15 protein-coding genes are annotated in these 14615 nt (G+C 52.0%); 14 read left to right on the top strand and 1 reads right to left on the bottom strand.

Annotation, left to right across the window (positions count from 1 at the left end):
• Position 1 precedes the first annotated feature (1 nt).
• The 12 genes from HEQ50_RS04690 to holA all read left to right on the top strand — a co-directional run bounded on the left by HEQ50_RS04690 (position 2) and on the right by holA (position 11513).
• Positions 2–298, top strand: a complete 297-nt coding sequence (locus HEQ50_RS04690; protein ID WP_168899369.1) for a UPF0223 family protein — start codon at positions 2–4, stop codon at positions 296–298.
• A gap of 3 nt (positions 299–301) precedes the next feature.
• Complete coding sequence (locus HEQ50_RS04685; protein ID WP_168899368.1) at positions 302–1093, top strand: inositol monophosphatase family protein; 792 nt, start codon at positions 302–304, stop codon at positions 1091–1093.
• 139 nt (positions 1094–1232) lie between these two features.
• Positions 1233–3077, top strand: a complete 1845-nt coding sequence (gene typA, locus HEQ50_RS04680; RefSeq protein WP_168899367.1) for a translational GTPase TypA — start codon at positions 1233–1235, stop codon at positions 3075–3077.
• 206 nt (positions 3078–3283) lie between these two features.
• Positions 3284–4438, top strand: coding sequence for an FtsW/RodA/SpoVE family cell cycle protein (locus HEQ50_RS04675; RefSeq protein ID WP_168899366.1), 1155 nt, complete (start codon positions 3284–3286; stop codon positions 4436–4438).
• An 18-nt stretch (positions 4439–4456) separates the two neighbouring features.
• Positions 4457–4735, top strand: a complete 279-nt coding sequence (locus HEQ50_RS04670; protein WP_168899365.1) for a YlbG family protein — start codon at positions 4457–4459, stop codon at positions 4733–4735.
• A complete protein-coding gene (rsmD, locus tag HEQ50_RS04665; protein WP_168899364.1) occupies positions 4732–5295 on the top strand; it encodes a 16S rRNA (guanine(966)-N(2))-methyltransferase RsmD in 564 nt (187 codons plus the stop codon). The genes HEQ50_RS04670 and rsmD overlap by 4 nt, the downstream gene beginning before the upstream one ends.
• Positions 5292–5774 carry a pantetheine-phosphate adenylyltransferase gene (gene coaD, locus HEQ50_RS04660; protein ID WP_168899363.1) on the top strand — a complete coding sequence of 161 codons (483 nt, stop codon included), beginning with the start codon at positions 5292–5294 and terminating at the stop codon, positions 5772–5774. Before rsmD ends, coaD begins: the two co-directional genes overlap by 4 nt.
• Before the next feature lie 3 nt (positions 5775–5777).
• The gene (locus HEQ50_RS04655) at positions 5778–6824 is read left to right on the top strand and encodes a SepM family pheromone-processing serine protease (protein WP_168899362.1); all 1047 of its coding nucleotides are present in this window, start codon (positions 5778–5780) and stop codon (positions 6822–6824) included.
• A 95-nt stretch (positions 6825–6919) separates the two neighbouring features.
• Positions 6920–7621 carry a ComEA family DNA-binding protein gene (locus tag HEQ50_RS04650; RefSeq protein ID WP_168899361.1) on the top strand — a complete coding sequence of 234 codons (702 nt, stop codon included), beginning with the start codon at positions 6920–6922 and terminating at the stop codon, positions 7619–7621.
• Positions 7622–7743: 122 nt separating this feature from the next.
• Entirely contained in the window at positions 7744–8223 is a 480-nt protein-coding gene (locus HEQ50_RS04645; protein WP_168899360.1) for a ComE operon protein 2, read from the top strand.
• Positions 8223–10478 (top strand): DNA internalization-related competence protein ComEC/Rec2, encoded by a 2256-nt coding sequence (locus HEQ50_RS04640; protein WP_168899359.1) that lies wholly within the window; start codon positions 8223–8225, stop codon positions 10476–10478. The genes HEQ50_RS04645 and HEQ50_RS04640 overlap by 1 nt, the downstream gene beginning before the upstream one ends.
• A gap of 3 nt (positions 10479–10481) precedes the next feature.
• A complete protein-coding gene (holA, locus tag HEQ50_RS04635) occupies positions 10482–11513 on the top strand; it encodes a DNA polymerase III subunit delta (protein WP_168899358.1) in 1032 nt (343 codons plus the stop codon).
• Between the two features lie 74 nt (positions 11514–11587).
• Here the strand turns inward: holA and rpsT are convergent, their stop codons facing one another.
• Positions 11588–11842: a 30S ribosomal protein S20 gene (gene rpsT, locus HEQ50_RS04630; RefSeq protein ID WP_168899357.1), complete on the bottom strand. Its 255-nt coding sequence runs from the start codon at positions 11840–11842 to the stop codon at positions 11588–11590.
• A gap of 276 nt (positions 11843–12118) precedes the next feature.
• Here rpsT and rpsO point away from each other — a divergent pair, with 276 nt between their 5' ends.
• Together rpsO and HEQ50_RS04620 are read left to right on the top strand one after the other, a co-directional pair.
• Positions 12119–12388 (top strand): 30S ribosomal protein S15, encoded by a 270-nt coding sequence (rpsO, locus tag HEQ50_RS04625; protein WP_057733828.1) that lies wholly within the window; start codon positions 12119–12121, stop codon positions 12386–12388.
• Between the two features lie 207 nt (positions 12389–12595).
• Positions 12596–14470, top strand: coding sequence for a ribonuclease J (locus tag HEQ50_RS04620; RefSeq protein WP_168899356.1), 1875 nt, complete (start codon positions 12596–12598; stop codon positions 14468–14470).
• Positions 14471–14615: the final 145 nt, after the last annotated feature.

Below are 14615 nucleotides of genomic sequence, written 5' to 3'. Positions count from 1 at the left end.
CGTGACACAATCATCAAGTAACTATGAATATCCATTGCAGGCCGATTGGTCGACCGCAGACATCGTGGCCGTCACCACGCTTTATCAACGCGTGGAAGATGCCTATGAACTGAATCAGGGCGTTATGGCGGACGTTTTACTAGCGGCATACCGTGCGTTTCAGCAGGTCGTGCCACAGAAGTTCGAGGAAAAACAATTAGGTCGCGAGTTTGAACAGGCGTCCGGCTACAGCATCTATCGCACGGTGAAGCTGGCTCGTGAACAGGGCGGTCGGATTAAAATGAAGGGTGGTCGTTAAGCGATGGCAGAAGATTGGCAACAGGTAGTACGAGATGTTTCTTCATTATTACGCGAAGGACGGCGACAGGTCATTGCCAAGATGGCGGGTCCCATGACGGTCAGTGAAAAGTCCAGTCGCAAGGATTTAGTGACCAACATTGACAAGAGCAATGAACAATTTCTAATTGAAGGGATTCGACAGTTAGATCCCACAGCGAAGGTTTTAGGTGAAGAAGGCTTTGGCGATCAACTCACCAGCTTGGACGGCCGGGTTTGGATTGTGGACCCAATCGATGGCACCATGAATTTTGTCAAACAGCACGATAATTTTGCGATGATGATCGGGATTTATCAGGATGGTCAAGGACAACTGGGCTTTATCTATGATGTCATGAACGATGTCTTGTACGCTGGTGGCCCGGCAGTTAATGGCGTCTGGGCGAATGATCAGCGCCTCAGTGCACCGGCTAATTTGGCGTTGGCTGATGGCCTGATTGGTGCCAGCGCGCCATTGGTGGTGCATGATGTGGCGCACATGCAGAAGATTGTTCACGACAGTGCGGGGATGCGGATTTACGGTAGCGCCGGAATCGAAATGATCAATGTTTTATTAGGGAAGACCCTCGGCTACATCTCATACTTAAAGCCATGGGACATTGCGGCCGGGCAAGTTATGCTAAACTTTTTGGGTGTTCGGGTCTCAACCATTGACGGCCAGCCGCTCAATATGCTATCATCTAACCTTGTACTAGTAGCGACGGAACAAGCGCAACGTGATATTCTCCAAATTGAAGAAGATGACGTCTCACTGTGACACGGTCACAGTTTTTTTATGCGGCCGGTCGGTACAGATGGACTTTATTAATCAATCACGCTACAATAAGCGTACTTACTGACGACGTAAGCATGCCGTGATCCATCTAATTCAACAAGCACGAAAGGAAGAAATACACTTGAAATTCAGAGATGATATCCGTAACATTGCCATCATTGCCCACGTTGACCACGGGAAAACGACCCTGGTTAACGAAATGCTTAAACAATCCGATACGTTAGACGAACACACGTCCATTGGCGACCGCGCCATGGATACTAACGCGATCGAAAAGGAACGGGGAATTACGATCCTGTCCAAGAACACTGCTGTGCGTTACGGCGACAAGCAAATCAACATCTTGGATACCCCAGGACATGCTGATTTCGGTGGTGAAGTTGAACGGATCATGCGCATGGTTGACGGCGTTTTGCTGGTTGTCGATGCTTACGAAGGCACGATGCCCCAAACCCGTTTCGTTTTGAAGAAGGCTTTGGACCAACATTTGACCCCTATTGTGGTCATCAACAAGGTTGACCGTGAAGGCGCCCGTCCTTCCGAGGTCGTTGATGAAGTCTTGGACCTCTTCATCGAATTAGGTGCTGACGAAGACCAATTGGACTTCCCAGTGGTTTACGCTTCAGCAATGAACGGGACGTCTAGCTACGATCCAGAATTAGACACGCAAGAACACACCATGAAGCCTGTCTTTGACACGATCATTAAGCACATCCCAGCCCCAATCGACAACACGGACGAACCCTTACAGTTCCAAGTTGCCATGTTGGATTACAACGACTTCGTTGGTCGGATCGGGATTGGCCGGATCTTCCGTGGGAAGGTTAAGGTCGGCGATAGCGTTACCGTTATGAAGCTGGATGGCTCTAAGCAAAACTTCCGGGTAACCAAGTTATTTGGTTACTTCGGTTTGAAGCGGTTGGAAATCAAGGAAGCCCAAGCTGGTGACCTGATTGCCGTTTCCGGGATGGATGAAATCAACGTTGGTGAAACGGTGGTTGCGCCTGATACCCTGGAACCACTTCCAATCTTGCGGATTGACGAACCAACGCTGCAAATGACTTTCCGGACCAACGACTCACCATTTGCTGGTCGTGAAGGGAAGTTCGTGACCTCTCGTCAATTGGAAGAACGCCTGAAGCGTGAACTCCATACCGACGTTTCCTTACGGGTTGACGACACCGATAACCCTGGTGCTTGGATCGTTTCTGGTCGTGGTGAACTTCACTTGTCCATCCTGATCGAAACGATGCGGCGTGAAGGTTACGAATTACAAGCTTCTCGTCCAGAAGTTATCTACAGAACGATCGATAACGTGCGTTGCGAACCATTCGAATCCGTTCAGATCGACACGCCTGACGAATACACCGGTTCTATCATTGACACGCTTTCCCAACGGAAGGGTGAAATGAAGAACATGGAAGCCGTAGGTAACGGTCAAACTCGTTTGACTTTCTTGGCCCCATCACGTGGGTTGATCGGTTACTCAACCGAATTCTTATCCTTAACGCGTGGTTATGGGATCATGAACCATACCTTCTCCAAGTACCTGCCAGTCATCAAGAACTGGAACCCTGGTCGTCACAACGGGACCTTGGTTTCCATCAACTCTGGTAAGGTGACGACGTATGCCATCATGGCCGTTCAAGACCGTGGGACCATCTTCACCGAAGCTGGGACTGAAGTGTACGAAGGCATGATCATCGGCCAAAACAGCCGGGACAACGATATCTCCGTTAACATCACCCGTGGCCGGAACCAAACTAACGTCCGGGCCGCCGGTTCTGAAGATATTGCCAAGGTTAAGACGCCATTGAAGATGTCTCTGGAAGAATCACTGGAATTCATCAACGAAGATGAATACTGTGAAATCACACCAGAACACGTTCGTCTGCGGAAGCAAATTCTGAACACCAGCGAACGGGAAAAGGCTGCCAAGAAGCGGAAGACCGCTGCACGGAAGTAATTTCTAAACTTTAACTTAATTTGAGTCGGTAGTTGGCGTGAGAATTCACGTCAATTACCGACTTTTTTGATGGGGATGGTTAGAAGGGCCGGTGTGATTGGGTGGTGCGGTCAACCTAGTTTTATATATTCTTAACCGGAAGCTATGCTATAATGTAAACATTCGATTACCGTTTACGGACGGTAGACTTGGAGCGAGTGAACCGTATGCGAAAGTTAAAATATTTAGACTATTGGCTATTTGTGCCGTACTTAATCTTAAGCATCTTTGGTATCGTCATGGTGTACTCCGCCAGTGCCGATATTGGAACGCAAAATGGGGGGAGTCCCGGTAGCTATTTGGTCAAGCAACTGATGTATGTTCTTCTAGGACTGGCCATCTACACCTTTATGGTTCTGATGAATCTAAATAAACTCCGTGACAAGAAGGTTTTAAAGTATGCCAGCATTCTAGCGGTAGCGTCCCTGCTGTTCCTGTTGGTAATTGGGAAAACCATCAACGGGGCGGCCGGATGGATTCGCCTGGGGCCAATGAGCATTCAACCCGCGGAGTTTGTCAAATTTTATCTGATTGTCTGGTTAGCCCACGTCATTGATCGTCGTCAAGACGCCATCGCCCTTGAGGGATGGTGGGCGGTCATGTTGCGGCCGGTGTTAATCAGTGCTGTTTTAATTGGATTGATTCTAATCCAACCCGATTTAGGCGGGGCGACCATCAATGCCAGCATTGTGTTTGTGATGCTGCTGTCGAGCGGATTCAACTGGAAACGTGCGATTACCTACTTCCTGGGGGCCATAGTCGTTGTGATTGGGATTATCTTTCCGCTGGCCATCAAGGTCTCTGAACTGGGATTTGCGAAGAATAATTACCAGTTGCAACGGGTGGTGGCGTTTGTAGACCCCTTTAAACACTCACAAGGCGTTGGGCAACAACTGGTCAATTCCTATTACGCCTTAAGTAATGGGGGGATCTTTGGGGTTGGCTGGGGCAATAGTATCCAAAAAACGGGGTACCTGCCCGAACCCAACACCGATTTTATCATGGCGATTCTGGCCGAAGAGTTGGGCCTGATTACAGCCCTAGCGGTGATTAGTTTGCTGTTCTTGATCATCAGTCGAACGGTATTGGTGGGAATTCGCAGTCATTCCGGGTACGATACGCTGATCTGTTATGGGGCGGCGACCTACTTGACGGTGCAGACGCTCTTTAATCTAGGGGGCGTCCTGGGTTTACTGCCCATTACCGGGGTGACGTTCCCGTTCATTAGTTACGGGGGGTCGAGTACCTGGACGTTAGCCCTCGTGATGGGGGTTGTCATGAATATTAGTGTCCGGCAGAAACGTTACCGGGTCACGCATTAGAACGAGGAGGTTACAGCGATGGCATTTGAAATCCAAGCACGCCAAAGTCTGGTCGTGTATACGTATAGTCTGAAACAAACGCGGCAGCTAAAACGCTATGGTACCGTGATGTATGTCTCCAAAAAGATGCGTTACGTGGTGCTGTACGTTAATCGCGAAGATGTGCCGGCGTTGACGGAACAATTGAACCATTTGCGCTTCGTGAAACGGGTCGTGGCGTCACAGCGACCAGCAATTAACGAAACTTTTAACGGTGTCGCCGAAGAGATGGCGGCGGCAAAGGATGATGAGAAATGAGAATTGTAGCAGGTGATTTTGGTGGCCGGCGGTTAAAGGCGGTTCCCGGCATGGCCACGCGGCCGACAACGGATAAGGTTAAAGAAGCGTTATTCAATATTATTGGGCCGTATTTCGATGGTGGGCGTAGTCTGGACCTGTTTGCTGGTTCGGGTGGACTGAGCATTGAAGCCGTCTCGCGAGGAATCTCACAGGCGGTCCTCATTGATAAGCAGTATGCGGCCATCAAGACGATTAAAGATAACGTGGCCGTGACCAAGGCGCCGGAGCGTTTCGAAATCTTGAAACGCGATGCCAATCAAGCCATTAAGGCGTTGGCGAGTCGCGGCGATCAATTCAATCTGGTCTTTTTTGACCCGCCCTATGCCTTACAGAAGATTGCCGATCAAATGGCGACGCTACGGGAGCTGAAACTGTTGGCGCCCAATGCACGCGTGATTTGTGAGACGGACCAGCACGCCCAATTACCGGATGATTTACCGGGATTTGACCTGGTGGAGCGTCGTGATTACGGGATTACGGAGCTGACGATTTATGCGTTGGGAAGTGAACGTGTATGACCATTGCGGTTTTTCCGGGGAGCTTTGACCCCTTAACCAACGGCCACTTGGATCTCATCCAACGGGCCAGTCGACTCTTCGATCACCTGGTGGTAGCGGTGGGGCAGAACACGTCGAAGCGTGGCGTCTTCACGGCCAGCGAGCGGGTGGCCTTTATAGAGGCTGGGACGCGGGACTTGCCCAATGTTTCCGTGCAGGTTGAAACGGGGCTCACGGTGGACTTTATGCGGTCGATTCATGCCACCGTGCTGGTTCGCGGTCTGCGCAACGGGACGGACTTTGAATTTGAACAGGGCATTGCCGGGATGAATCGGGCGTTAGACGATCAGATTGACACCGTTTGTCTAATGGCGGCGCCCAAATACCAGTTCGTTTCCTCCAGTCTGCTCAAGGAAGTCGCCCAATTTGGCGGTGATCTGTCGCAGTTGGTTCCCCCCGCCGTGGCGCAGGGCCTTCGTGAGCGATTGGAGCGTGATTAAGCCATGTGGAAACTAACGCGCAAACAGTGGTGGCAGGTGATTGGCACAGCGATTGCGGCCTTGGCCGTGCTGGCCTTTTTCTTTCTGCCGTTGCCCAAGTACATTGAGGGACCGGGCGAGGCCGATAATCTGAAAACATTTGTGAAAATGCCGGGACATCCAGATAAAAATAGCGGTAAGTATATGATTACCTCGGTGGCCCTGGCGCAGGCCCGTCCGGCAACCTATTTGTATGCCAAGTTAAATTCCTACTACAGCATTGAAAGTGTTGATGAGGTCACGGGTGGCCAGAGTAATGCGACCTACGACAAGGTTCAGGATTTTTATATGCAGAGTGCCATTAATGAATCCATTTATACGGCGTACAAGGCGGCCCACAAGTCTGTGAGCCGTCAGTATCTCGGTATCTACGTGCTGAGTGTGGACGCCAAGTCGCCGTTTGCTCACCAGTTGAAGGTTGGCGATACGGTGACGCGGGTCAATGGCCACCATTTCAACGCGATGACCGGCTACCAACGGTACATTCAGCGTCAAAAGGTGGGCTCTAAAGCGACCATCACTTACCGACATAACGGGAAGACACACACCGCAACGCAGAAGTTAATGCGCTTGCCGACGAAGAAGGCGGGCATTGGGATTACCCTGACCGATAACGTCAAGGTTAAGGCGCAGCCCAAGGTTACGGTTGACGCCGGCAACATTGGCGGTCCGTCCGGTGGGCTGATGTTTAGCCTCCAGATCTACACGCAAGTGACGGGACAGAATCTACGTCGCGGCAAGAAAGTGGCCGGAACGGGAACCATTGACGCCAATGGGGATGTTGGCGAGATTGGGGGCATCGATAAGAAGATTATCGCGGCCAAGCGTGCCGGTGCTACGGTCTTTTTTGCACCGTACGTCAAGCCCTCGAAGCTTTTACTCAAATATGAGGAACACCATCAGACCAATTATCAGTTGGCGAAGGCCACGGCAAAGAAGTACGCACCGAATATGAAGGTCGTACCGGTCAAGTCCTTTAACGACGCGGTTCACTACCTAAAAACACATTAAATCGAGATTCCTCTTTGAGAAAAGGGGAATTTTTTGTCGTTTCAAAAATTATTGGGCAATTGTTTGCGGAGTTAGGCTTAAAGGGGGTAGATAACATGCAACAGGTGATGACGTGGTGGTGCGGATTGTCCCGCCGATATCAAGTGATATTGGGGGCGGGCGGCCTGCTGGTGGTCGGATTAGTCGTGTGGGGTGGCCTTATCCTGAGTCGACCGGCGCCGACGACCTTACCCGTGGCGGTACCGCCGCAACCGACCGCTCAGAGGCAGGTCAGTCAGTCGTCGACCACGGGGGCCAGTTTGGCGAGTCAGGTCAGTCACCACGATACGCGTGTCTTTGTGGACGTGCAGGGGGCGGTGGCGCATCCGGGACTCTACCAGTTTGCCGCGGAGATGCGCGTTGCCGATGCGATTAAGGCGGCCGGTGGATTGACGGCTAAAGCGGATCGCCAACAGGTGAATTTGGCCAGTCGGTTGACGGATCAACAGCAATTAACCATTCCTCAAAAGGGGGAGCACCCCGCGGCGTCGGCCAGTAGCTCGGTAGCGACTGCCACGGGCAAGGCGGGAGCAAGTAGTGGCACGGCGAAGAGTGGTGATCAGACGACCGTGGTTAACCTGAATACGGCGACGGTAGCGGATCTCCAACAACTCACGGGCGTCGGCGAGAAGAAGGCCCAGAAGATTGTCGATTATCGGACGGCCCACGGCTCTTTTCAAACGGTGAAGGATTTGGCCCAGGTGCCGGGCTTTGGCGAGAAGACGGTTGCTAATTTGCAGGATCAATTGACGACCTAGAGCGGGGGCGATTGTCGACTTGAAAAAGGGTATCGTTAAATCGATGACGTAGGTGTAAGCTTATTAGCGTGAAGGTGTGGTCGGCTGACCGCATCGAAAAAAGATGAAATGGGGACTTTACGATGCAGCGAGAACGAATTCCTTGGGATCAATATTTTATGCTTCAGGCGTTGGTGATTTCGACCCGGAGTACCTGTAATCGACTCTCGGTCGGTGCGACGTTAGTGCGGGATAAACGGATCATTGCGGCCGGTTACAACGGTTCAGTGTCGGGGGATGACCACTGTTTAGACGAGGGCTGTTACCTCGTGGATGGTCACTGCGTGCGGACAATTCATGCCGAAATGAACGCTATTTTACAGTGCGCAAAGTTTGGCGAGGCGACAGACGGTGCGGAGATCTACGTGACGGATTTCCCGTGTCTACAGTGTACGAAGATGTTGTTGCAGGCGGGAATCCGTAAGATTACTTACATGCGAAATTACCATAATGACCCGTACGCCCAGAAGCTGATTGCCTTGAAACACGTGACGTTGAATCAAGTCCAGGTCGATCCGCAGTTGCTGACGCAGTTGTCCTTTGACCAACCCAAGCACGATTAGTGACAAATCGTTGGTTATTCGTGGCCTTATCCCTGGCCGCTCTGAGTGTCAGTCTAGGTGGTCATCCGGTTGCCGGCGGGGTACTCCTGCTTCTGACCCTCAGTCGGGTGGTGGCACTCCGGCATTGGGCAACTTTGCTAATAACGCTAGGGGTATTGATGGCGGGCGGTGGGTATTTGGGGTGGCGGCATCAGCAAGTGGTGCACCGCCGGATTTCACCATTTCAGTCAACGACCGTAACCTTGAGCCTACGCTTTCGTCCCGATGCGTTTACCTTTCGCGGGGCCGGCTATTCGTTGGTGGCGAAGAACCAGGTGACTGGCGAGCCCCTGCTGGTTCATGGCTGGGCTAAGTCGGCCACGGAATTACACCGTTTGCGGCAACTGCGACGACCACAAGTCTGGCAGCTCACCGGTCAACAGACGGGGATTTTGCCAGCGACAAACTTTAATCAATTTGAAGCGGCTGATTACTGGGCCCATCGCGGAATTACCAAGACGCTCAAGGTCAGCCACCTCAATCGGCAAGCGGTAGCGTCAACCACGCCACTGACCTGGTTTGGTGATTGGTGGCACGGGTGGCGGGTTCGGCTCATTCGATACTGTGAACGACTACCGGGCGCGTTACGCGTGTACGCCCTGGGGCTGTTACCCGGGAGTAGGTCGGTAGAAGCCGCCCAGGAACTTCAGGGAATGAAGACGCTGGGCCTGTTGCATCTCTTCTCCATCTCGGGGTTGCACGTGGCCCTGCTACTCACCGTAGTGGAGTGGCTGTGTGTGCATTTACGCGTGCAACGCGAGCACTGGGAATGGGGGCTACTCCTAGGATTGCCAGGTTATTTGATCTTAGCCGGTGGTGGGAGCGGCGTTCTTCGGGCGTGTCTCATGCGCGGCTTTCAACTGGGTGGTCATAAGCTGCGGCTTAGGGTTACCGGTCTGGATGCTTGGGCCGGGGCCCTGATGGTCGGTCTGCTCGTGAATCCCGGCTTGCTCTTTGAGCTGGGAAGCCAATTGAGCTACGGTTTGTCACTGGGACTGGTTTTACTAGCGGGTGAATCGGGCTGGTGGCGTCAGATCGGGCTTACCTTGCTGGGCCTGCCGAGTCTGCTTAGTGGTATTTTTCAGTGGCATACGTTGACGATTTTGGCCAATGTGCTCTTGGTCCCGTTGTTTCCGCTGGTCATGCTGCCACTCACGCTAATGGGGGTGGTTAGTTTTCCTTGGCTACCCGCGCTCAGTCGGGGGAGTGCGCAATTACTGGGCGGTCTGGACGGGCTCTTGGCCAGGCTAGCCGAGTTGCCTGGTAACGTCAGCTTCGGTAAGCCCTGGTGGTGGGTTTGTTGGCTATGGATCGCCGCTAGTTGGTGGATGTTCCGTCGGCCGCCAACGCAGCGTAAACGTTGGCTGGTGGGACTCTTGGCCAGCTATGGACTCGTCTACGGCCTGATACATGCCCCGCTCCACGGGGAGGTCGCCTACTTCGATGTGGGACAAGGTGATAGCATCTTGTTGCGGACACCGTTTAATCGTCGCGTCTCACTGATTGATACTGGAGGTCGCTTGGCCCTGCCCCAGCCCAAATGGGTACCCGCCGTGCCACCGAGCTATGGCGCGACCTATACCAACATTAATTATCTCCGTAGTCGGGGGATTGACCACGTGGATGACCTGTATCTTACCCACCACGATGCCGATCACATCGGTGACTTACCGGCGTTTCTCAAGGAATTGCGGGTTAAACGACTTCTCGTTCCGGCGGGGATGGAACGTGAGCCACAGTGGCAACGGTTAATTCGGCAGAGTCGTTGGCCCACGGTGGTGCAACCCATCCAGGTGGGCAGTTCGGTGCCACTCACGGTGCGCCACCCCTATGAGGCGGCGCCGGCGGAAAATGCTAATTCGTTGGCGCTGCAAGGGGACTTTGGTGGGCTGAACTTCCTATTCATGGGGGATCTCGATCGGGCCGGCGAGCAGAAAATCTTGGCCGATCACCCACAGCTCCGAACGGACGTGTTAAAATTAGGACATCACGGGAGTAAGACGGCCAGCGCACCGGCCTTCATTCAGCAGCTACAGCCGCACTGGGCGATAATCTCGGCCGGTCGGCAGAACCGGTATGGTCACCCGCACGCAGAGACCTTAGCGACACTTCAAGCCGCAAAGGTGCCGGCAATCAGCACACAGACCAGTGGGATGATTCGCTACGTGTATGTGGGGGACCACGGTAGCTGGCAGACTAAATTAAAAGGGGAATAAAGCGTGACGATTAACGAACTTTTAAAAACTTTAGCCACGGGCGGACAACTTGACCCGGTCTACCTGATTATGGGGCAGGCGGATTACCTCCAACGGCGGCTCAAGGCAGCGTTTAAGGCCACCGTTCCGGCAGAGGAGCAGACCATGAACTATGCCAGCTACGATATGGATACGGTGCCCTTAGCCGTAGCGCTAGACGATGCCATGGCGGCGCCGTTCTTCGGAGAACGACGGGTGGTCTGCATCGACAATCCCCAATTTCTGACGGGCGAAACCAAGAAACAGAAGGTTGAGCACGATGTGGGAAGCCTGCAGACCTATCTGGGTGCGCCGATGGAGAGTACGGTACTGGTCTTCTTCGCGCCCTATGAGAAGCTGGATGGCCGTAAGAAGGTCTCTAAGCAGCTGAAAAAGGTGGCTACGACCATCGACATTGGCCACTTCTCCGAGAGCGACGTTCGGCAATTTGTGACGGCACAGCTCAAGCAAGAGGGTTATACGATGGCCCCCGCCGCCCTGAACGCGCTGATTCAACGAACCGATGCGGATCTAACCTTGATGATGGCGGAACTCCCGAAGCTGGAGCTCTTTGCCTATCCGCAAAAGACCATTCAACCGGATGCGGTGACGGGGCTGGTCGCGCAAACCTTGACCCAAAACGTCTTTGACCTGGTTAATCAGGTTTTGGCCAAGGACACGGCTAAGGCCGTCACGTTGTATCGTGAGCTGTTACTCGCTAAGGAAGAACCCTTAAAGATTAATGCCATCTTGCAGGGCCAATTCCGCCTGCTAATCCAGACCAAGGTCTTGGCCAAGCAAGGCTATAGTCAGGGAAAACTGGCCAGCCTACTGAAGGTGCATCCGTACCGGATCAAGTTGGCCCTGCAATCGCAACGCCGTTTTCGGTTAACCGATCTGAATCAGGCATACTTAGGTTTATTCCAGGTGGAAAAGCAGATGAAGTCCACGTCCATGGAACCAGAAATGTTGTTTTCGTTATTTATGACGCAGTTTGCCGGTGGTCAAACCGCTTAAATGCACAAAAAAGGGGGTCGACCATGATTGGTCGACCCCCTGAATTGCATCATCTAATCTGATTGATTAATTGATTACTTAGCTAAACGTGCAGCCATCCGTGACTTGTCACGGGAAGCCTTGTTCTTCTTGATCAAGCCCTTGGAAGCGGCACGGTCAACAGCAGCACTAGCTAAACGGTATAATTCTTCCGCATTGTCGGCACCGGCCGTCTTAGCTTGTTCAAAACGCTTAACGGCAGTCCGCATCGTGCTTAATTGTGCTGAGTTACGTTCGTTGGCCTTAACGTTGGTCTTGGCACGTTCGATTGCTGATTTGATAATTGGCATGAAAATTTCACCTCCGAATGAGAATTCCTGTACCGGAAATCTTAATTTCAACGTATGTAATTATACAGAACCCACCGACCGAATGCAATACTTTCACGCGATAAATGTAAAGCATTTTTACTTGATAGGTAATTGTGAAGAAAAACTTGCTATTTTGCCGGGAGTTCAGTATGATAGGTAACTGTGCAAAAGCACAAACCCTTAACTTAGTTGGTGCGACCACCACCGTCGGCTTACTCAGTTTAGGGCACTTATATGAAGGGTGGTACATTTACCATGGCTATTAGTCCAGAAAAGAAGAACGAAATCATCAAGCAATACGCACGTCACGAAGGCGACACGGGTTCTACTGAAGTCCAAGTTGCTGTTTTGACCGCTGATATCAACGAAATCAACGTGCACATGCAAAATCACCGTAAGGATTTCCATTCCCAACGTGGTTTGATGAAGAAGATTGGTCACCGTCGTAACCTGTTGGCTTACTTACGGAAGACTGATGTTCAACGTTACCGTGAATTAATCAAGAGCTTAGGCCTGCGTCGTTAATTCGCCGCACCTGCGAGTCCATTTCCTTTAGGGGAGATGGACTTTTTTTATGCGGCGTACCTTCATAGTTCAGTAATTGTCCAAAGTATGCTACACTGGTGTAAGTTTAATCATGGACGAATCTAGGTAGCGATACCTATAAGAAAAGACTGGTCGGTTGTGATCAGTGATTAACTTAAAACTAGTGAAGATACTTGAGGTGAACTTATGAGTGCGAAGATAAAGATTGTGCCGTTCGGTGGTGTCCGCGAGAACGGAAAAAACATGTATGCGGTTGACGTTAATGGTAGTATTTATATTTTAGATTGTGGGTTAAAGTACCCGGAAAATGAACTGTTGGGAATTGATGTGGTGATTCCAGATTGGAGTTACCTCCGTGAGAATAAGGATCGGATTGTGGCGGTCTTCTTGACCCACGGCCATGCCGATGCCATTGGCGCTTTGCCCTATTTCTTGAGTGAATTCAACGTTCCAGTATTCGGGTCCGAAATGACGATTGCGTTGGCCAAGCTGAACGTCGCTGACGAGCCTAAGGTTAAGAATTACGATGATTTTCACGTGGTTGATGAAAAGACGGAAATTGACTTCGGTGACGTGGTCGTTTCCTTCTTCTCAACGACCCACTCAATTCCCGAATCGCTGGGGATTGATTTAAAGACGGATGAGGGTCAGATCGTTTATACCGGGGACTTTAAGTTCGATCAAACGGCCAAGCCTGGGTACCAAACGGACTATGCCCGGTTGGGGGCCATTGGTCAGGCCGGCGTATTGGCCTTGCTGAGTGATTCAGCCAACGCCGAGAATCCGAACATGAACGCGTCCGAACAGGCGATTGCTGAATCCATCGAGGAGACGTTTAACTATCGTGATGGCCGGGTCGTTGTGGCCTGTGTCGCCTCGAATATTTTACGAATTCAACAGGTTTTTGACGCTGCACAGAAGACGGGCCGTAAGGTTTGCCTGACGGGACAAGACCTGGAAAAAATTGTCAACACGGCGATGAAGCTGGGAAAACTGTCTTTTGACGATGACCTGCTGGTTACGCCAGAACAACTGGATAGTTTGACGCCAGCCGAGACGGTTATTTTACAGACGGGTAAGATGGGCGAACCCATCAAGTCCATTCAACGGATGGCCAACAAGCAAGAGAAGACGCTGAACATTCAACCCGGCGATCTGGTCTACATTACGACGACTCCCTCACACGCCATGGATACGACTGTTGCTCAAACGCGGGATATGGTCTACCGGGCCGGTGGCGAGGTCAAGGCCATTTCTGACGAGATGAACTCCTCAGGTCACGCCTACAAGCGCGATCTACAGCTCATGTTGAACCTGTTGAAGCCGAAATATCTCGTGCCAATTCAAGGGGAATATCGCTTGTTAAACGCCCATGCCAATGCCGCAATGGAACTGGGCATGCCTGCCGACCACATCTTCATTTTGGCCAAGGGCGACGTGTTGACCTACGCCAAGGGCACCATGGGACTGGGCGAAGGCATCGATGTCAGTGATACCATGATCGATGGGATCGGTGTCGGTGATATCGGGAACATCGTCTTACGCGATCGAAAGGTCTTGGCCGACGATGGGATCTTTATCGCCGTGGTAACGATTGACCGTAAGAAGAAACAGATTGTGGCCGAACCCAAGATTACGTCGCGGGGCTTTGTCTACGTTAAAGCCAACAAAGATTTGATGCAGGAAAGTGGCCAGATTATCCGTAAGGCGGTCCAAAATAACTTGGATAACAAGGAATTCGACTGGGGTCACCTGAAACAAGATGTTCGGGAACATCTGAGCCATTACCTGTTTGAACAGACGCACAGACGGCCGGTTATTCTGCCCGTGATTATGGAAGTTAACCAGCATCACCGCCGTTCCAGCAGCAAGGAAAAGGGGCAGCCTAAGGCCGCACCAAAGGCGAAGACGACGGCTAAATCCAAGGCAAAGTCGACTAAGGGTAAGGGGACACAACCGGCGACTGCTAAAGCGGATCAGCCGACGAACAAACCCCGGCACAACCGCAAACGGCGGCCACGGGCCAAGAAACCCGCACCGGTAACCGATCAGAAAGACTAAACGTATAGAGACGGACCGAGACCTGTTCAGGCGTCGGTCCGTTTTGGTTGTGCGCCCGGCATGGGCGCTAACTAGGCGGTGAAAATCCGCTGTGGGCCGTAGTAGTCGGAACCACGAGCCGAAGGCAAAGGTGTCCATCGCGAGG

It is taken from the genome of Lactobacillus sp. HBUAS51381, assembly GCF_012641095.1.
Classification (GTDB): Bacteria; Bacillota; Bacilli; order Lactobacillales; family Lactobacillaceae; genus Levilactobacillus.
The sequence above is the reverse complement of the archived record's forward strand: the minus strand, read 5'-3'. Positions and strand labels throughout refer to the sequence as shown.